An 18,223-nucleotide genomic window follows, 5' to 3' on the forward strand; every position below is an offset into this window, starting at 1 on the left:
GTATGGCGAGCGAATGGCCCAAAGCGGCGGTGGTGGGCTGGCCCGCCAAGCACTCCCTTTCACCGCTGATCATGAAGACCTGGCTTGATGAAACCGGCCAGCCGGGTGATTACGCGATCATTGAATGTGAACCCGACGCCTTTGAAGCTGCGGCCCGCGCGCGTTTCAATGCCGGTCTTGTGGGGGTGAATATCACGGTTCCCCACAAGGAAACGGCGCTGAAAATCGCTGATACGGCCTCTGACGCCGCCCGCGCTATCGGCGCGGCGAATGTGCTGATCTGGCGCGAAGGCCGGATCGAGGCGGACAATACCGACCATGTGGGGATCGCCCGCGCACTTGAATCAGATTCAGGTTTTGGGCCGGCGGTGCTGATTGGCGCCGGGGGCGCCGCGCGCGCCGCGCTTTACCATCTCAAGGCTCAGGATCGGGAGGTCCGTATCCTCAACCGCAGCCGGGATCGCGCCGAGGCACTGGCGGATGAATTTGGACTATCCGCACACATTCAGACGCTTGATGATGCCTCCGCCTTTGAAGGCGCCCGGCTTGTGATCAACGCCACCTCGCTGGGGATGACCGGCCAACCGGCTTTAGAGGTTGATTTGTCAGGCACGGCCGAAGACGCGCTGGTGTTTGATATGGTCTATTCACCGCTAAAGACCGGGCTGCTGATGCAGGCCGAGCGTCTGGGACGACGTACGGCGGACGGGCTGATCATGCTGGTGGGACAGGCGCGACCGGCCTTTGCGCGCTTCTTCGGCGCGCCGGCGCCGGACCATGACGGGGTCCGGCATGGCCTGCTGGCCGAGCTGGAGCATCGTTCATGATCATTCTTGGTCTCACTGGCTCCATCGGCATGGGCAAGTCCACCACCGCAAACCTGTTCAAGGAAGAAGGCGTGCCGGTGTTTGACGCGGACGCCGCCGTCGCCGGTATGTATCAGCCGGGCGGTGAGGCCGTGCCCCTGATCGAACACGCCTTTCCCGGTTGCACCAGCGAGGCGGGGGGTGTGGATCGCGCCGCGCTGACCGCCGCCCTGCAGGCGGACCCGTCAAAGTTCGAGACCCTGAACGCCATTGTTCACCCGCTGGTGGGCGCGGCGCGGCGGCGCTTCTTCTCTGAGGCGGAACAGGCGAACGCGCCCATGGTGGTGCTGGATGTTCCGCTGCTCTTTGAGACCGGCCAGCATGATCAGGTGCATCATGTGGTGGTGGTTTCCGCGCCCGAAGCAGTCCAGCGTGAGCGGGTCCTGGCCCGGCCGGGCATGAGCGTGGACAAGTTTGAAGCCATCCTCGCGCGCCAGACGCCGGATGCGGACAAGCGCGCCCGGGCTGATCATGTCATCGACACCAGCCAGGGTGTGGACCATGCCCGCGCGCAGGTGCGGGCGCTTCTGGAAGAATTGAAGTTGAGCGGGGATACGCGGTGAGCAAGCGCGAGATCATTTTCGATACCGAGACCACCGGCCTTGATCCGCGCGGCGGCGACCGCGTCACAGAGATCGGCTGTGTTGAGGTGATCGACCTGATCCCCACGGGCAAGGATCTGCGCATCCTGATCAATCCCGAGCGCGACATTCCCGCTGAAGTGACGGCGGTGACCGGGCACACCTGGGAAATGCTCAAGGACGAGCCGAAATTTGCTGAAGTGGTCGATCAGTTCCTCGACTTCATCGAGGACTCAACGCTAGTCGCGCACAACGCCATGTTCGATATGGGCTTCATCAATATGGAGCTTGAGCGCTGCGGCAAGCCGATCATTCCCAAGGCGCGTTTCATCGATACCGCCGCGATTGCGCGGGAGAAATTCCCCGGTGCGCCGGCCAGCCTTGATGCCTTGTGCAAGCGCTTTGACGTTTCGCTCGACAGCCGGACCAAGCACGGGGCGCTGATCGACTCCTACCTATTGGCGGAGGTCTATCTCGAGCTCAATGGCGGACGGGAGCAATCCCTGAGCTTTACGGGCGCGGATGGCGGGGATGGCACGGTGGTCTATCCCACCCGCGCGCCACGACCCAAAGCCCTTTCCAGCCTGGTCACTGAACAGGAACGGGCCGCCCATGCCGAGTTTATCTCGGAAATGGACGACCCGCTCTGGCAGTCTCTGGGACTGTTGAAGGCTGACGTATCAGCTCAATAATCTAGGCGTCGGACGGCGGGGTCGCCGGGGCGCCTTGCTGGGCCTGGGCGCGCTGGGCCGCTTGCTGACGGTAGAGCGCGGCAAAGTCGACCGGCTCCAGCATCAGCGGCGGGAAGCCGCCATCGCGGGTGGCGTCAGACAGGACGCGACGCGCGAACGGGAAGATCAGGCGCGGGCATTCGATCAGAAGGAAGGCTTCGCGCGATTGCGGATCCACATTCTGGATCTGGAACAGGCCGGCATAGGTCAGCTCGACGATGAAGACCGGGTTCTGTTCGCGCTGGGCGCGGGCGCCGATGATCAGCGCGACTTCATACATGTCATTGCCCAGATCGCGCGCCTGAACGTCCACGCTCAGATCGATATTGGGCTGGCCGGCGCCGCGCAGGCTTTCGGGCGCGCCGGGATTTTCAAATGACAGGTCTTTGACATACTGACCCGCCACACGAATGGCGGGAGGCATCGGCTGGTCGCCGCCTTGCGGCGTCGCGGGCGCGTCGGTCATGTTGGTCAACTCAAGCTTTGGTCGGGAGCATGCAACAGCATAAATCCCGCAAACAACTAAGGGTGAAGCGGGGCGGGTAGCACGCAGGGGCGCCTGCGGCAAGCGCAACCGCCCGCGTGACGCGGCGGACTTGAACCCCTATATCTGCATAAACACCGCCTACAAATCTTGCGCGAGCGTCTTTATGGACATTCTTCAAATCCTGTTCTTTGCCGGTCTGGCCGTGTTCCTGGGCGTGCGCCTGTACATGGTTCTGGGCAAGCCCTCCGGGCGCACCGCCGAGGATGTGGAGCGTGAACAGCGCGAGCGTGCAGAAGCCGCCGGGCTTGGCGCACCGCCGCCCTCCATGCGGCCCCAGGCTGATGAAACGCCTTTTGCGGTGCAGTTTGCGGGTCCGGCCGGTGAAGGCCTGATGCAGATCGCCCGCCAGGACCCGTCCTTTGATCCTGAAGAGTTCCGCAAGGGCGCAAAGGCCGCTTATGAAATGATCGTTCTGGCCTATGCCAAGGGCGATCGCGAGGCGCTTGAGCCGCTTCTGACCGAGCGTGTGATGAAGGCCTATGACCAGGCCATCGCGGCGCGTGAGGAGAAGGACTGGACGGTGACCACGGAGATTGACCGCATCAAGTCTGCGGACATTTCTGAAGCCTCTCTTAACGATAATCGGGCCAAGGTGAAGATCGCCTTCTCCGTCGAGCTCGCCAGTGAAACCCGCAATGCTCAGGGAGATGTGGTGGAGGGCAACCTCACCACACTGAAAACGGTCGATGAGATCTGGAGCTTTGAGCGTGACGTCACCAGCGAGAACCCCAACTGGCGCCTGTCCGGGGTCAAACCCGCTTAGGCTTTTTGGCCTCTTCGCCCTGCTCGTTCTGGCGGGCTGTTCCAGCGCGCCCTCACCCTCTGCTCCGTCCCAGCCGGGCCATCCGACGCGCCCCGGCGGCCAGCCGCCGCGTCCGGCGGTCTCTTCGGTCGAGCTGCATGCTGTACCGTTTTCCTCGGTTGAGGGCTGGCGTCATGTGGATGCGCATTCGGCGCTCACCGCCTTTGTGCGCTCGTGTGAGCGGATCGAGCAGCGCCCCGATCATGAGCCGATGAACCCGCGCGTACGCTATGCCGGCAATGCAGGCGACTGGCGCGGCGTATGCCTGCAAGCGGCGATGCTGGACGGCATGAACGCGGGTCCGGAGGATGCGCGCGCCTTCTTTGAACGCAATTTCACCCCGGTCGCGCTTGAGGGCGCGGGCCGCCTGACCGGCTATTACGAGCCGGTGGTGGAGGTCAGCGCCGCCCCGACGGCGGAGTTCTCCATGGCGATCAGGGGCCTGCCGGGCGACCTTCTGACAGGCGATCTCGGTCAGTTCATCGCCGGGCTTGAAGGTCAGCGCGTGGTGGGCCGGGCGGCGGATCGCCAGTTCGTCCCCTATCAGTCCCGCGCGGAGATCGAGGCGCAAAATCTGGGCGTGCCGCTGGCCTGGGGCCGTCCGATTGATGTGTTCTTCCTGCAGATCCAGGGCTCGGGCCGACTGCACTATCCGGACGGCTCTGAAGCGCGGGTGCGCTTTGCTGCCCATAACGGGCGTGATTACGTGTCCATCGGGCGCATCCTGATTGATCGGGGCGAATTGTCTGAACACAACGCCTCCAAACAGGATATCGAGAACTGGCTGCGCCTGCGCGGGCCCCAGTCCTGGCGGCCTTTGTTTGATGAAAACCCGCGCTATGTCTTCTTCACGCTCGATAGTCTCGATGACCATACCGAGGGCCCGATCGGGGCGCAGGGCGCGCCTCTGACGCCTATGGCTTCGCTCGCGGTAGACGCGGCCCATCACGCCTGGGGCGTGCCGGTCGTGCTCAACGCCGCCATTCATGGCGAGCCGGACTGGACGGGGCTTGTGATTACCCAGGACGCCGGCGGCGCCATTCAGGGCGCAGCGCGCGGCGATCTGTTCTTTGGGTGGGGTTATGAGGCGGGCGAGCGCGCCGGGCGCCAGAATGATCCGGCGGCGCGCTGGACGTTGCTCCTGCCCAATGCGCTGGCGTCCCGTCAGTTGCGATAATGGGCAAGCGGCGCACACCCCGCGGGCTCAAGCCTGAAGAGCGCGAGCTCTGGACCCGGTTTGCGCGTGGGGTGAAACCGATCGATGAAGACCGTCTCAAACGGCTGGAGCGCGAGGATATCGAGCCGCCCAAGCCTAAATCCCTACCCATCCCCCAGACCGAACCGATCAAGACCGGCGCGCTGCAGCGCGATCTGATGCGCGAAATGGCCCAGCGCCCCAAGCGGCGCGTGCCCGTGGACCGCAGCCCGGAAAAGAAGGTCCGCCGCGGTCAGGTGGAGGTCGAGGCGCGGCTCGATCTGCATGGCATGACCACCTCGCACGCACGTCAGGCCTTGCTGGGATTTCTGCATCGCTGCCGGTCCAACGGCATGCGGACCGTGCTGGTGATTACCGGAAAGGGGGCGGGCGCCCGCGCGCTGGATGACCGCCGTTACCAGCCCTGGCAGCCCGATGAGCGGGCCTTGCCAGGCATTTTGCGCCGCTCCTTCACCCAATGGATGCGCGATCCGGACTTTGCGCTTCTGGCCTCGGGCTATGCCGAAGCCAATCGCCGTCATGGCGGTTCAGGCGCCTTCTACGTCATGCTCCGCGCGCTCTGATCCAAAGATGCGCAGGCGCGCCTCGAACGCGGTCCCGCTGCGCGCATAGACCGGCAGGCCCGGCGGCGGCAGCAGCACGTTGCTATAACGCACATGCACGGGCGGCTGGATCTGGCAGGCCCGCAAGGCCTTGGCCATGTCCGGGTCGAGATCGGGCATGGCGGCATAGCAGAATTCGCCAAAGCCCATGGCCAGCCAGGCGTCGAATGGCCCGTAATGGCGGTCATACGGGTTGGGCAGGGCGGCGGACTTGCAGCGCGCCTTGAACTGGCGATGGGTTGAGCCGTCCCAGCCATAGCGCACCAGAACAGGCGCTTCCGCGATCAGGGCGTTCAGGCGGGCTCTCTCAGCCTCGGGAAACTCGAAATCCTCGCTATCAAGGGCATAGAGCGCCATGGCGGCGCCGGGCCGGGCCAGCACCAGACCTTCATGCTCGCCTGAGCCGCCACCCAGCACCAGCTGGTCTTTCCGGCATGGAAAATCCTCCCGGAAAAAGCCGTTCTCGGGGCCGGGAATGTCCTCAAGCGGTCGATAGAGCGGCAGGCCCGCCATATAGCCCACCAGCACATGATCATAGGAGTCGATATAGCTCATGCAGGCAGAGTAGAGCGTCGTCGCGAGCCGCGCTATCGCTTTCAGATCAAAGGCGTGAGAGCGATCAGATTCCGCCAGACATCCCGCAGTTTCCGATAAAACTAAGTTTTTAGTTGATTGCCGTCCTGCGCTGTGCGACAGAACTTAAAACTAAGGAATTCGTAGATGGCCCGCACCCCTTCCCCGACCCTCACCGAAGCCGAACACCGCATCATGAGCGTGCTGTGGGAGCGCGGCGAAGCCAGCGTGCGCGAGCTCACCGATGCGCTCGAACCCGCCTATGGCCTTGCCTACACGACGGTTCTGACCACGGTGCGCATCATGGCGGACAAGGGCTATGTCAATTTCCGCAAGGAAGGTCGGGCGCATATCTATGCACCGGCCTTGTCCCAGGAAGGCGCCCAGCGCACCGCATTGGGCAGCGTGCTCAAATCCTTCTTCGGCGGTTCGCCCCAGGCGCTCGCCCAGCACCTGATTGAGGACGAGGCGCTGACGCTGGATGACATTGACGCCTTGCGCGCCGAACTGCTCCGGCAGAGCGAGGAGAAAGGCGGCGGCGCATGAATTCCGCCCTGTTTCAGGCCGCCCTGTTCGTGCTGATCGCCTCGACGGTGTTCGCGCTGGCGACTTTGGTGCTTGACCGGGTCGCGCCGCAAACGCGCATCCGCGAGCGTCATGATCTGGCTTTGGCGCTGGTGTTCACCCTGCCGGTGATCTTCCTGATCGCCCTCAGTCCCGCGCGCGGCAAGGCGATTGACGGGCTCAGCGTCAGCCCGGGCGCGATTGCGCCAGTGCCTGTGATCTCGCCCGAGACGCTGGCGGCTCTGCCGGTCGAGGCGCTGACGGCGCAGGATCCCGGTCTGGCGCTGGCCCATGTGCTGACCGGGCTCGGTTTTGTGCTGGTGTTTGCGTGGATGATCGGGCTGGTCTGGGCGGGTCTGGGTCTGGTCCGCGATCTGTGGGCTCTCAACCGGCTGACCCGTCGGGCTGTGCCTGTGACGACTGATCTCGCCCTGTCGCGCCGGGTTGATCTGCGCCAGAGCCGGGACGTGCTCTCTCCCATGGTGGCCGGATTTGTGCGCCCCGTGATCGTGATCCCTGAAGACTTCCGTTTTGATGAGGCGGGGCAGGCCGTGCTCGAACACGAGATCGCTCATATCCGGCGCCATGACGCCCTGACCGGGCTGGCCCAGCGCCTGATTGCCTGTGCGTTCTGGTGGGCGCCGGGCGTGCATCATCTCAACCGCCATGTGCGCAGCATGCGCGAGGCGCTGTGCGATGAAGCGGCTGTGCGCACCCATGGCAAGCCGCTGGTGCTGGCCCATGCGCTGCTCGACGCCGCTCAGAAAGCGGTTCTGGCGCGTCCCCTGACGCTGGCGGCGCAACCGCCGCGCAAATCCGAATTGAGGTTTCGAGTGAACGCTTTGGCTCATGTGCGTGCAGGCTCCGTGCGTCGTTCTTTCCTGAACATGATGATCGCCCTGCCGGTCCTTCTGGTGCTTGCGATCGTTTTCACCCCCCGCGTGGGCGCCATGGATCTGCTGGAATCGCGCCTGATCCAGGCCGTGCGCCAGGGTGATCTCGCCACGGTTGAAGCGCGGCTTGAGCGCGGCGCGGATGTGAACCGCATCTGGCCGACCGATGGCACGGCGTTGATCGAGGCGAGCCGTCGCTCGGACGTGGCCATGGTCGCATTGCTGCTGGAAGCCGGCGCCGAGCCCGATCTTGTCACCCGTCAGTCCGGCACGGCCCTGATCGTCGCGGCGCGTGCGGGCAGCCTGGATGTGGTGGATCTGTTGCTGGAGGCGGGCGCGCAGGTGGATTTGGCCGCGCCCCAGAATGGCTCCCCGCTGACCAATGCAGCCCGAGGCGGTCATTTGCAGGTGATCACCCGGCTTCTGATCGCTGGCGCGGACCCGAACGGCTATGTTCCCAGCGATGAGACGCCGCTGATCAATGCGGCGGCGGCCGGACAGATCGGGGCGGCCCAATTGCTGGTGATGGCGGGCGCGGATGTGTCCCTGACCGTGCCTGCGGCGCCGGGCGATTTTGGCGGACCCTATCGTTCGCCCCTCAGTGAAGCCCAACGCCATGAGCAAATGGCGATGGCGGACTGGCTGTTAGAACATGGCGCGCGCCACCAACCGCCTCAGACAAACTAACCTACTCTAAAAACAACAAAAAACAGACTTTCTGGTAATCCGTCGATTGATGGAAAGGAGACCCCTATGCCTTCATTCCGCTTAACGCCCGCTCTGTCGGCCCTGATGCTGGGCGCTGCAGCGCTGGTTTCAACACCGATACTGTCCGCCTGCCAGCCGGCTTCGGCGTTCACCCGGACAGGCCCTGAGAGCTTTACCGACAGCCTGCGCGGGCGCTTCTCATATGATGGCGTTGTCGAGCGCTACACGCTGGAAGAGCGCATGGCCCATTACGGCGTGCCGGGCGTCGCCGTCGCGGTGATCGAGGATGGCCAAATTGTCTTTGCACAGGGCTATGGCGTGTTGCAGGCCGGGTCTGATGCGCCGGTGACTGCGGATACGGTGTTCTCGGCGGGCTCGGTCAGCAAGATGGCGACCGCCTTCATGACGCTGAATCTGGTTCAGTCCGGCGCGCTCGATCTCGATGCCGATATCAGCCACGCTTTGCCTTATTGGTCGCCGGACGCGAGCGCGTTTGGCGATGCGCCGCTGACTGTGCGCATGCTTTTGTCCCATACGGGCGGGCTCAATCTTCACGGCTTTGCGGACTTCCTGCCGGGCGAGGCCCTGCCGACCCGCGCGCAGACCCTGAACGGGCAGGCCCCGGCCGAGCATGACCCCCTGCGGATCGAGGCGCGTCCGGGCATGAGCTATCGCTATTCGGGCGGCGGTTACACGCTTCTGGAAGGTCTGATCGCCCAGGCGACGGGCATGACGTTTGAGGACAGCGCCGAACAGGCCCTGTTCGGCCCGCTGGGCATGAGCCGGTCAAGCTTCGCCAATCCGCTGCCGGAAGACTATGGCGATATCGCCAAGGCCCATGACCGGAACGGCGCCCCTGCCGCCTTGCCGCGCGGCTATGAAGCCTTTCCGGAAATGGCGGCGTCCGGCCTGTGGACCAGTGCGAATGATCTGGCGCGCCTGACGGCGGAGATGATCAACGCCTATCGCGGGCAGAGCGGGTATCTGCACCCGGTTCTGGGCCAGCAGATGATGACGCAGGTTTCTCCGTCCGAACATGGTCTGGGGCCGCGTCTGGAAGGCCGGGGCGAGAGCTTCATCTTCCATCATGGCGGGACCAACAATTCCTACCGCACCTGGATGGAGGGCCATCTGGCCACGGGTGACGGCCTTGTCATTCTGACCAATGGCGCGAACGGCATGGATCTGGCGGTCGAGATCCGCAATGCGATGAATGATGTGATGGGCTGGACGGTCAATCCCGTGCTCGACGTGCCCTCTGTTCGCCTGACCGAGGCGCAGCTGGCGCGCTATGAGGGCGTGTATTCGGTTGATCCTGATTTTCCGCTCGACCTGCAGGTCCAGATGGCGGCGCCGCCCTTCATCTTTGACCTGACCATTTATCTTCAAAACGGTCAGCTGATGGCGAGCTATAATGGGGGTCAGAACGGCTCCCCGCTGGTTCCCGTGGCGCCGGACCGTTTCTACATTACTGATTTTTCACTAAGATCAGGCGTTTTTGAACTCAAGTTCAACACCAATGCACTTGCGCAAGTGACCTCGGTTGAGGCTTCTATGGCGTCAGCTGAGACGGTGTATCTCCCCGCTTCATAGCGTGCGGCTTCGGCCGGCGCCGCTTTCAGCTCGCGCCGCGCCGGTCCCCTTTTTTCGGCGCGGCGCACCCTTATGGGGCGCCGCGTCGGCTGAGTCACATTTCCCTCTCCCGGACCAGATTTGAGCGGGACTCGCCTCTTGTTTGCAGGCATTCTGCTGACAGGCGAGGGGGAATTGATATGGATCTGGCGGTTTTACTGGCCGCCCTGCCGTTCGTGCTGGGCGCATTAGGTTTGATCTTTCGGTTCGGATACCGCCGGGTCAGCAGTAATCTTAAAAAATACACGCATATCGAGAATCTGGTGTCAGCCCTCTATATCAAGCTGGGCCGGGATCTGAGCGAGCGGGTGGAGGATGTGGTTCGCAACAAGATCCGGGCGAACGAGTTCCTGTCCTCGGACGTGATAAATGAGAGCCTGAAGGCCGTACTGGAGGAGATGGCGGAGGTTTATTCGCGCGAACTCTCCGACAGCCTCGCTATCGCTAATTTCCCGCCGATAAGTGAGGAAGAGCGTAACAGGATCAAAGCGCTGATCGTGTCAGCGCATCTCAGTCGCACGCCGGACTCCCTTGAAGAGGAAATCGTTGCGGTGCTCGAGGACAACTCGAATGCACGCTTGATTGGTCTGGTCATGACGCTTGTCGGCGCAGTCCTGTTGCCAGGACTCGGCGGCGCGATTGTCGCAGTGATCGGCAATGCAATCTTCGCAATGACAGGACAAGCCGATCTTAAAGACCGGCTCGAAACCTATCTTGGCTCGGTCGAGAATTTCTTCGAGCTGTACCGGCAATCGGTCCTGTTGACAAAGTATCAGGTGATCGCCCTGTTGGCCAAACACAGGCTGAGTTATGTCATCAAGATCACAGAACGCATCCGGCTGGACGCCAGTCCCGCCTAGAGGATGAACTTGGACAGGTCCGCGTTTCGCGCCAGCCCGCCCACTTTCTCACCGACATAGTCCGCATCGATCGTCAGGCTTTCGCCGGAGCGGTCCGAGGCGGTGTAGCTGATCTCCTCGCACACCTTCTCCAGAATGGTCTGGAGCCGTCGCGCGCCGATATTCTCGACGCTCGCGTTCACCTCGGCGGCGAAGTCGGCGATGGCGTCAATCGCGCTGTCGTCAAAGCTCAGCTCGAAGCCTTCGGTTTTCATCAGCGCCACATACTGAGTGATCAGGCTCGCTTCCGGTTCGGTCAGGATGGCGCGGAAATCATCACGGTTCAGCGCCTGCAATTCGACGCGGATCGGCAGGCGGCCCTGCAGCTCGGGCAGAAGATCGCTAGGCTTTGACACATGGAAGGCGCCCGAGGCGATGAAGAGGACGTGGTCGGTCTTCATCGGGCCGTACTTGGTGGACACCGTCGCGCCCTCGATCAGGGGCAGCAGGTCGCGTTGCACGCCCTCGCGGGAGACATCGGCGCCGCGCGCATCGGCGCGGGCGGACACCTTGTCGATCTCATCCAGGAAGACGATGCCCTCGTTTTCGGCAAGGCGAATGGCGTCGGACTGGATCTGGTTCTCATCGAGCAGCTTGTCCGCTTCCTCGTTGATCAGCGGCTCATAGGCTTCTTTCACCGTGGTGCGCAGGGTTTTGGGCTTGCCGCCAAACCCTTTGCCAAGCATGTCGCCAAGATTGATCACGCCCATCGAGCCCATGCCCGGCAGGTCCATGCCCTGGAACGGGTTGGCGCTGTCATCGATGATCTCGATCTCGATTTCCTTGTCATCGAGCTCGCCCGACAGCAGCTTCTTGCGGAAGGCGTCCCGCGTGGAGCTGCCGGCGTCCTTGCCCACCAGCGCATCCAGAACGCGCTGTTCGGCAGCGCCATGGGCCTTGGCTTTGACCTCTTCACGCTTTTTCTCGCGCACCAGCGTGATGGCGACTTCCACGAGATCGCGGGCGATGGAATCCACATCCCGGCCCACATAGCCCACTTCGGTGAACTTGGTGGCCTCGACCTTGAGGAAGGGCGCGCCTGCGAGTTTCGCCAGACGGCGGGAGATTTCGGTCTTGCCGACGCCCGTCGGGCCGATCATCAGGATGTTCTTCGGCGTGACCTCTTCGCGCAGCCCCTCGGGCAGGTGCTTGCGGCGCCAGCGGTTTCTCAGCGCAATGGCGACCGCTTTCTTGGCGTCGCCCTGGCCGATGATGTGGCGATCGAGCTCATGGACGATTTCGCGCGGAGAAAACTCAGTCATGACGCCCCATGTCTTTTGTTCGATTGGGTGGTAAGCATTGCAGACATGTAGGGGCTTACCGCCCCGAACACAAAGCCCGCATCTGCAGGGCCTGATGAAGGAGTGTGTGATGTCCCGTCCCCGTTTCCATCTGGCCTTCCCCGTGGATGACCTTGAAGCGGCGCGCCGCTTCTATGGCGAGGTGCTGGGCTGCCCGCAGGGCCGCGAGAGCGAGCACTGGATCGACTTTGACTTTCTGGGCCATCAGATCGTCGCCCATCTGGCCCCCGAAGAGTGCCATCTGGCCAGGACCGGCGCCGTGGATGGCAAGAACGTCCCCGTTCGCCATTTCGGCCTGATCCTCGACTGGGACCAGTTTGATCCGCTGGCCGAGCGCCTGCGCCGGGCCGGCACGCCCTTCGTCATTGATCCCTATGTGCGCTTTGCCGGCAAAGCGGGCGAGCAGAAGACGATGTTCGTCCATGACCCGGCGGGCAACGCCCTGGAATTCAAGGCGTTTCGCGATGATGCCATGGTGTTTGCGACAGAGCTTGATACCTGAACGCGCTTGCGGGCTGGCGCTTCTCCCCCAATTCACTTAATGAGTGAACTAACCAGTCAGGGAGGAGACCCGAATGTCGAACGCAGAATTTGACGTCGTGATCTATGGCGCAACCGGCTTCACCGGGCGCCTGGTGGCGGAATATCTCGCCAGCGAATATGGCAAGTCGATCAGCTGGGCCATGGCGGGCCGGTCCGAGGACAAGCTCAAGAGCGTGCGCGACGAGATCGGCGCGCCGTCTGACACCCCGCTCATTGTGGCGGACGCTTCTGATCCCGCCTCGCTCAAAGCCATGGCCGGGCGCACACGCGCCGTGATCACCACGGTCGGCCCCTACCAGCTTTATGGCGAAGCGCTGGTCAAAGCCTGCGTCGAGACCGGGACCGATTATGTGGACCTGTCGGGCGAACCGGCCTGGATGCATGACATTATCGCGGAGTATTCGGGCAAGGCGAAGGCCTCTGGCGCACGCATCGTGCATTCGTGCGGCTTTGACTCTGTGCCCTTTGATCTGGGCGTCTATTTCCTGCAGCAGCATGTGAAAGAGAAAACCGGCAAGCCGCTGTCGCGCATCAAGGGCCGGGTTCGCGCCATGAAGGGCACCTTCTCGGGCGGCACCGCGGCGAGCTTCGCCGAGACCATGAAACGGGCCGCCAAACAGCCTGAAATCATCGACTGGCTGAAAGACCCCTTCTCGCTGTGCGAGGATTTTGAAGGTCCCAAGCAGCCCCATGGCGCCAAGGTGATTTTTGAAGAGGATCTGGGCGTCTGGTCCGCCCCCTTCGTGATGGCGACGATCAACACCAAGAATGTGCATCGCTCGAACGCCCTGATGGGGCACGCCTATGGCGCGGACTTTGTCTACGACGAGATGTTCATGACCGGCCCCGGCGACAAGGGCGAGCAATTTGCTCACGCCATCGCCAATGATCGCTCCATGCAGGACAATCCGCCCAAGCCCGGCGAAGGCCCCTCAAAACAAGAGCGTGAAACCGGCTTCTATGATGTGATGTTCACCGGCGAGACCGCCGACGGCCAGCGCTTCACCGCGTCCGTGAAGGGCGACAAGGATCCGGGCTATGGCTCGACCTCGAAGATGATCGCTGAAAGCGCGCTGGCGCTGGTGAAGGATGTCAGCCGCGACCAGACGCCGGGCGGGGTTTACACCACCGCCCCCGCCATGGGCGACGCCCTGATCAAGCGCCTGTCAGACCATGCCGGCCTGACGTTCGCGATCGAGGAATAGGTTTCTTCTGTGAACTGTCATCCCGGACGCCACAGGCGATCCGGGATCTGGCGAAAACGCTCTGTTCTGATCATAGAGACGCTGTCACCAGATCCCGGCTCAGGGCCGGGATGACAGTTGAGAATGTCAGCCTAGATGTATGTTTGACCGTGCAGCCATCTAGAGAAAAACCCCGGCGCAAGGCCGGGGTTTTTTTAGTGTTCAGCTCTGAGCGCCCGGCTCTAACCCAGCGTCTCGACGGTCAGATTGCCGTTGGAATAGACGCAGATCTCGCTGGCGATCTTCATGGCCTTGCGGGCGATCACTTCAGCGTCTTCCTCGTATTCGAGCAGGGCGCGTGCTGCGGACAGGGCGTAATTGCCGCCCGAGCCGATGGCGGCGACGCCGTCTTCAGGCTCCAGCACATCGCCTGCGCCGGTCAGGGTGAAGGTCTCGGTCTTGTCCGCCACAATCAGCATGGCTTCCAGCCGCCGCATATAGCGATCGGTGCGCCAGTCCTTGGCCAGCTCCACACAGGCGCGCGCCAGCTGATCGGGATATTGCTCAAGCTTGCCTTCAAGGCGCTCGAACAGCGCAAAGGCGTCGGCCGTGGCGCCGGCGAAGCCGGTGATCACCTTGCCGCTGGCGATGGGGCGCACCTTGCGGGCGGTCGCCTTGACCACCGTGTCGCCTATGGACACCTGGCCATCGCCCGCCAGAACCACCTTGCCGTTCTTGCGCACGCTCAGGATCGTCGTGCCGCGCCAGCCGGGAAACTTGCGTTCGGTATCTGCCATTATGCAATCAGTTCAGGGTCTTCAGAGAACTGGCCGCCCTTGCGATAGCGCACCAGATAGGTCGGGGTGATGGCTTCGACGGTCTCAAGATCAATGTCGAAATCCGCCGTCGCGCCCAGATCCTCACCCGAGGCGCCGACCACATTGTCCGATTTCAGCAAGGTCACCTGATCACGGGTCAGGAAAGGCTGCACGAACGGGATCGCGCCCAGAATCTCACCCATCAGGCCCAGCGGGTAAGCCGCGATGAAGGGCACAGGCGCGAGGAACCGCTTGCGGCGGATGGTGGTCAGGATGAACTCCATCAGCTCCTTGAAGCTGTAGGTGCTCGGCCCGCCCAGCTCGAACGTGCGCCCGGCGTATTTTGAGGGCGCATCCACGGCTTTGAGCACGCACTCGGCCACATCGCCGGCGAAGATCGGCTGGAAGCGGGTCTTGCCGCCGCCGATCAGCGGCAGGGCCGGCGCAAAGCGTGCCATGGAGCCGAACTTGTTGAAGAAACCGTCCTCGGTGCCGAATACGATCGAGGGGCGCAGGATCACAGCAGACGGGATCGCCTCGCGCACGGCCTTCTCGCCCAGCGCCTTGGTGCGGGCGTATTCGGACTTGCTGTCCTCATCCGCGCCAATGGCCGAGATCTGCACGAAATTGGTGATGCCGGCCTCGGCGGCGCATTTGGCCACAAGGCCCGCGCCGTCCGCCTGCAGGGATTTGAAGCTCTGCTTGCCGCTCTGGGACAGGATGCCCACAAGATTGACCACCGCATGCGCGCCATCCACGGCGCGGCGCACGGAGTCTTCATTGCGCAGATTGGCCTGCATCAGCTGGACCTGGCCGACAACGCCCATGGGTTTGAGCTCATGGGCCAGATGCGGACGGCGGGTCGCGGCGCGCACCCGGTAGCCGGCCTTGGCCAGCTCACGCACCACATACCGGCCGATGAAGCCCGAAGCGCCGAAAACAGTGATCATTTCATTGCGAAGAGTCATGGTCCGCCCCTGAAAGGCTCGCGCGCGAAGCTGCGTGCGACATGTAAGATAGGTTTGATAGGGCGATAGACCAAAACGGGGTGACATGTCCATGCGGCGCAGTGATCGCGGCCCGCGCGTGCGGCCCGGCAAATGCAAGCGCCGCAGCCATCTGCACAGGATGTGCAGATCAACGGCGCCATCCCCGTTGACAGCCGCCATCCATCGCCGTATCACCCCCGCTCCTCACCTGCCCAGGTGGCGGAATTGGTAGACGCGCTGGCTTCAGGTGCCAGTTCCCGCAAGGGAGTGGAAGTTCGAGTCTTCTCCTGGGCACCATCCTTCCAAGGATGATCGAGACCAAAAAAGCCGCTGCACAAGCAGCGGCTTTTTTCGTTCCGGGCTGGGGCGGTGCGTATCTGCCTGCCAATTGGGCGTTGACGCATGAAAGCCAAGTTCGCTGACGAGTTTATGAGTTGAATCAACGCCCCAGTATTGCTTTAGGCAACCTTGTCTATATGATGACTATAAGTATCACCTGGAGAATCGGATGCTAGGCGCTTTTGACCTTAACGCCGTTTATGAGGGCGATTGCTTGGAAATGATTGAGAGTCTTCCAGACTCATCGATAGATATTGCGATTACCTCGCCCCCCTACTGGGGGCAGCGTCTCACAATAGGGATGGGAGTCGAGCCGGACCCCCGAGACTATCTTCTTTTTCTTAAAGAGGTTTTTGGGAAGCTTCTTCCGAAACTAAAACCGGAAGGCATTCTCTGGATTAATATAGGCGATGCCTATAATACGCCTGTGAATTGGCGAGTGGATGACCGTCAGTTCAGTACTTTAGGAGCTAAAAAAACGGGCCTACCTGAGAATAATTCAGCATATATAAAGCCACGAGCAAAAAGAAAGGCTTTTATAGACAAGAATCAAAATTGGCTTTCATACGGCAATTTATTGGCTCTACCCTATAGAATGGTAATTGATCTGTGTGACCAAGGATATTTATACAGGGGGGAGGTAATTTGGCGGAAGCGAAATCCCATGCCTGAAGGAAGATGCCGTCGTCCACATCGATATCATGAGTCTGTATATTTGTTCGCACGGGGGGAGAAACACAGCTTTCGAGTAAACCCGCCAGTTAAGAGTGTTTGGGATATTTCCAACGAGAAAATTGAAGGCGTCAAACATTTCTCACGGTTTCCTGAAGAGTTGCCCACACGTTGTATCGACGCATACGGCAAATCAGGTAAAGATGTGATAGTTTTTGATCCATTTTCTGGTTCAGGTACAACAGGTATTGCTGCATTGAAGCTTGGCTGCTCTTACATTGGCTTTGAAATCGACCCAGAACAGGTGGTGGCTTCCAATGAGCGCATGAAGCAAACGATTGAAGTAGAGAAGCAAAAACTCATTTAAAGCGATCGCTTTCAGATACTATAAATTCTAGAAAAGCGTCTTCTGGATTAGAGAAATCGCAAACTCTCACCTTTGCCTTCGCATCTACGAAGTCGGCGGGGGTCGGCGCAGTATTGCGATTATAGGAGAAGCAAGCAGAGAAATAAGCATCGTCTTCTATGTCTCTACGCTTGGCGCTTCTGCTATCGGGTCCAGAGCCTTTGTATGGCTTACCAAGTTCACCGCGGTTTTTAGGCTGAGCCGAGGGAGTGCTTTTACAATCCATTGTCCAAAGCGGAGAAATATATCCGGCTTCTACGAATGCTTGGCTCATTGGCACGTCATCTGTCCGCCTTTCTGCAAAGCTTGCTTTTACATGGACGACGCCAATTAGCTTTTCTTTTGAGCCCGTTCCGATTGTGAGTGCGATATCAATTTTATCGGCCTCGATGCGGTGACCGTTGAGCTCAAAACCCTTCAGTAATCGTGTTTTCTGCGCGCCATCTGCGATGATTAAGTTAACACCTTTGGCTGCAAGGGCTGGTCCATAGTGCCGCTCCAGAATTCGTTCAAGCGCCCAGCCACCAGTTCGTTTCCAGCTTTGTGTGAAATCGAGACGACAGTGCTCGGAGGGATGATTATACTGGTCGCAATATGCTCGATAAATCAAAAACCACCAAATATCGGACGGATTGGCGTGAGGCCATAAATTTACGGCCTTTAAAAAGGCGTTTGCGACACTTTCCGTTTTGATCGACTTCTCAATCTCTGTGCTAAGGTTCTCGGCGCTAAGTTGCGCGAGACCGTTGCGCATTGTGAGGATCACTTCGTTGTATTGTTCTATTGATGCATCGGCCAGATGATAGACTGCATCATACTTCGCATAATCAAAATGGATATCTATACCTCCATCGGCCTGAACTGCTTGGATTGTGCGGCTGATAGAAGGAACGCCACCTTCAACGCCTTTAGCCAAATCAGCAAGTGTCATTCCGTAGACCGAGATCATGCTTGTGACGAAATCGAGACTTGGATGAATATCGCCTCTTTCTACAGCTGATACCCAGCCAGGTCCGACGATCAAAGATTTTTCGACCTCCGAAACAGAAAGCCCACGTTCTTCGCGAGCTTGCTTTAAGCGATTTAATAGTTCTCCGAGATACTCAGAGTTCGAAATTGTCATCGAATAACTCACAAATGGAAATCTCTAAAGCGTCAGAGATTTTCTTTACATTTTTGAGGCCAATGTTTCGCTCGCCTCTTTCAATTCCACCCACATAAGTTCGGTCTAGTCCAGCAGTGTCAGCGAAAACTTCTTGCGACAGTCCGCGACTCAATCTGAGAGCGCGGACGCGGGCACCAAACCACCAAAGGATTGCATCAGAATCTGAAATCATGTCTTTTGATAAGCTGCATG

General features: G+C 60.8%; 20 protein-coding genes and 1 tRNA gene. 14 read left to right on the forward strand and 7 right to left on the reverse strand.

Annotation, left to right across the window (positions count from 1 at the left end; genetic code table 11):
- Positions 1-2 precede the first annotated feature (2 nt).
- Genes aroE through dnaQ form a run of 3 tightly spaced genes read left to right on the forward strand, consistent with a single transcriptional unit; the run spans position 3 to position 2,139 of the window.
- The gene (aroE, locus tag ACFELO_RS14290; protein ID WP_440958442.1) at positions 3-827 is read left to right on the forward strand and encodes a shikimate dehydrogenase; all 825 of its coding nucleotides are present in this window, start codon (positions 3-5) and stop codon (positions 825-827) included.
- Positions 824-1,429 carry a dephospho-CoA kinase gene (coaE, locus tag ACFELO_RS14295; RefSeq protein WP_440958443.1) on the forward strand — a complete coding sequence of 202 codons (606 nt, stop codon included), beginning with the start codon at positions 824-826 and terminating at the stop codon, positions 1,427-1,429. The genes aroE and coaE overlap by 4 nt, the downstream gene beginning before the upstream one ends.
- Positions 1,426-2,139: a DNA polymerase III subunit epsilon gene (gene dnaQ / locus ACFELO_RS14300; RefSeq protein WP_440958444.1), complete on the forward strand. Its 714-nt coding sequence runs from the start codon at positions 1,426-1,428 to the stop codon at positions 2,137-2,139. The genes coaE and dnaQ overlap by 4 nt, the downstream gene beginning before the upstream one ends.
- A 1-nt stretch (position 2,140) precedes the next feature.
- Here the strand turns inward: dnaQ and secB are convergent, their stop codons facing one another.
- Complete coding sequence (gene secB, locus ACFELO_RS14305) at positions 2,141-2,644, reverse strand: protein-export chaperone SecB (protein ID WP_440958445.1); 504 nt, start codon at positions 2,642-2,644, stop codon at positions 2,141-2,143.
- Between the two features lie 184 nt (positions 2,645-2,828).
- Between secB and ACFELO_RS14310 the strand changes: the two genes are divergently transcribed.
- Genes ACFELO_RS14310 through ACFELO_RS14320 form a run of 3 tightly spaced genes read left to right on the forward strand, consistent with a single transcriptional unit; the run spans position 2,829 to position 5,306 of the window.
- Complete coding sequence (locus ACFELO_RS14310; protein ID WP_440958446.1) at positions 2,829-3,488, forward strand: Tim44/TimA family putative adaptor protein; 660 nt, start codon at positions 2,829-2,831, stop codon at positions 3,486-3,488.
- The gene (mltA, locus tag ACFELO_RS14315; RefSeq protein ID WP_440958447.1) at positions 3,433-4,704 is read left to right on the forward strand and encodes a murein transglycosylase A; all 1,272 of its coding nucleotides are present in this window, start codon (positions 3,433-3,435) and stop codon (positions 4,702-4,704) included. Before ACFELO_RS14310 ends, mltA begins: the two co-directional genes overlap by 56 nt.
- A complete protein-coding gene (locus tag ACFELO_RS14320; protein ID WP_440958448.1) occupies positions 4,704-5,306 on the forward strand; it encodes a Smr/MutS family protein in 603 nt (200 codons plus the stop codon). The genes mltA and ACFELO_RS14320 overlap by 1 nt, the downstream gene beginning before the upstream one ends.
- Here ACFELO_RS14320 and ACFELO_RS14325 read toward each other — a convergent pair.
- Complete coding sequence (locus tag ACFELO_RS14325) at positions 5,271-5,900, reverse strand: hypothetical protein (RefSeq protein ID WP_440958449.1); 630 nt, start codon at positions 5,898-5,900, stop codon at positions 5,271-5,273. The two genes, ACFELO_RS14320 and ACFELO_RS14325, sit on opposite strands and share 36 nt — an antisense overlap.
- A 165-nt stretch (positions 5,901-6,065) precedes the next feature.
- Between ACFELO_RS14325 and ACFELO_RS14330 the strand changes: the two genes are divergently transcribed.
- The 4 genes from ACFELO_RS14330 to ACFELO_RS14345 all read left to right on the forward strand — a co-directional run bounded on the left by ACFELO_RS14330 (position 6,066) and on the right by ACFELO_RS14345 (position 10,575).
- The gene (locus ACFELO_RS14330; protein WP_440958450.1) at positions 6,066-6,464 is read left to right on the forward strand and encodes a BlaI/MecI/CopY family transcriptional regulator; all 399 of its coding nucleotides are present in this window, start codon (positions 6,066-6,068) and stop codon (positions 6,462-6,464) included.
- The gene (locus tag ACFELO_RS14335; protein WP_440958451.1) at positions 6,461-8,062 is read left to right on the forward strand and encodes an ankyrin repeat domain-containing protein; all 1,602 of its coding nucleotides are present in this window, start codon (positions 6,461-6,463) and stop codon (positions 8,060-8,062) included. Before ACFELO_RS14330 ends, ACFELO_RS14335 begins: the two co-directional genes overlap by 4 nt.
- 66 nt (positions 8,063-8,128) lie before the next feature.
- The gene (locus ACFELO_RS14340) at positions 8,129-9,676 is read left to right on the forward strand and encodes a serine hydrolase domain-containing protein (protein ID WP_440958452.1); all 1,548 of its coding nucleotides are present in this window, start codon (positions 8,129-8,131) and stop codon (positions 9,674-9,676) included.
- 179 nt (positions 9,677-9,855) lie between these two features.
- Positions 9,856-10,575, forward strand: a complete 720-nt coding sequence (locus tag ACFELO_RS14345; protein ID WP_440958453.1) for a hypothetical protein — start codon at positions 9,856-9,858, stop codon at positions 10,573-10,575.
- On the opposite strand, the gene hslU is transcribed toward ACFELO_RS14345, so the two are convergent.
- On the reverse strand, positions 10,572-11,876 hold the full coding sequence (gene hslU / locus ACFELO_RS14350) for an ATP-dependent protease ATPase subunit HslU (protein WP_440958454.1): 1,305 nt from the start codon (positions 11,874-11,876) through the stop codon (positions 10,572-10,574). The two genes, ACFELO_RS14345 and hslU, sit on opposite strands and share 4 nt — an antisense overlap.
- A 109-nt stretch (positions 11,877-11,985) precedes the next feature.
- Here hslU and ACFELO_RS14355 point away from each other — a divergent pair, with 109 nt between their 5' ends.
- Together ACFELO_RS14355 and ACFELO_RS14360 are read left to right on the forward strand one after the other, a co-directional pair.
- Positions 11,986-12,417: a VOC family protein gene (locus tag ACFELO_RS14355; RefSeq protein ID WP_440958455.1), complete on the forward strand. Its 432-nt coding sequence runs from the start codon at positions 11,986-11,988 to the stop codon at positions 12,415-12,417.
- Positions 12,418-12,490: 73 nt separating this feature from the next.
- Positions 12,491-13,663, forward strand: a complete 1,173-nt coding sequence (locus ACFELO_RS14360) for a saccharopine dehydrogenase family protein (RefSeq protein ID WP_440958456.1) — start codon at positions 12,491-12,493, stop codon at positions 13,661-13,663.
- A 221-nt stretch (positions 13,664-13,884) separates the two neighbouring features.
- On the opposite strand, the gene hslV is transcribed toward ACFELO_RS14360, so the two are convergent.
- Both hslV and ACFELO_RS14370 read right to left on the reverse strand, forming a co-directional pair.
- Positions 13,885-14,439 carry an ATP-dependent protease subunit HslV gene (gene hslV / locus ACFELO_RS14365; RefSeq protein ID WP_440958457.1) on the reverse strand — a complete coding sequence of 185 codons (555 nt, stop codon included), beginning with the start codon at positions 14,437-14,439 and terminating at the stop codon, positions 13,885-13,887.
- A complete protein-coding gene (locus ACFELO_RS14370; protein WP_440958458.1) occupies positions 14,439-15,428 on the reverse strand; it encodes a complex I NDUFA9 subunit family protein in 990 nt (329 codons plus the stop codon). Before ACFELO_RS14370 ends, hslV begins: the two co-directional genes overlap by 1 nt.
- A 231-nt stretch (positions 15,429-15,659) precedes the next feature.
- On the opposite strand from ACFELO_RS14370, the gene ACFELO_RS14375 reads away from it, so the two are divergent.
- Together ACFELO_RS14375 and ACFELO_RS14380 are read left to right on the forward strand one after the other, a co-directional pair.
- A tRNA-Leu gene (locus ACFELO_RS14375) sits at positions 15,660-15,746 on the forward strand.
- Positions 15,747-15,957: 211 nt separating this feature from the next.
- The gene (locus tag ACFELO_RS14380; protein WP_440958459.1) at positions 15,958-16,827 is read left to right on the forward strand and encodes a DNA-methyltransferase; all 870 of its coding nucleotides are present in this window, start codon (positions 15,958-15,960) and stop codon (positions 16,825-16,827) included.
- On the opposite strand, the gene ACFELO_RS14385 is transcribed toward ACFELO_RS14380, so the two are convergent.
- Positions 16,820-17,989 carry a helix-turn-helix domain-containing protein gene (locus tag ACFELO_RS14385; protein ID WP_440958460.1) on the reverse strand — a complete coding sequence of 390 codons (1,170 nt, stop codon included), beginning with the start codon at positions 17,987-17,989 and terminating at the stop codon, positions 16,820-16,822. The genes ACFELO_RS14380 and ACFELO_RS14385 overlap by 8 nt on opposite strands.
- Positions 17,970-18,203 (reverse strand): helix-turn-helix domain-containing protein, encoded by a 234-nt coding sequence (locus ACFELO_RS14390; RefSeq protein ID WP_440958461.1) that lies wholly within the window; start codon positions 18,201-18,203, stop codon positions 17,970-17,972. Before ACFELO_RS14390 ends, ACFELO_RS14385 begins: the two co-directional genes overlap by 20 nt.
- Between the last annotated feature and the right edge of the window lie 20 nt (positions 18,204-18,223).

It is taken from the genome of Oceanicaulis sp. LC35, assembly GCF_052055585.1.
Lineage (GTDB): Bacteria > Pseudomonadota > Alphaproteobacteria > Caulobacterales > Maricaulaceae > Oceanicaulis.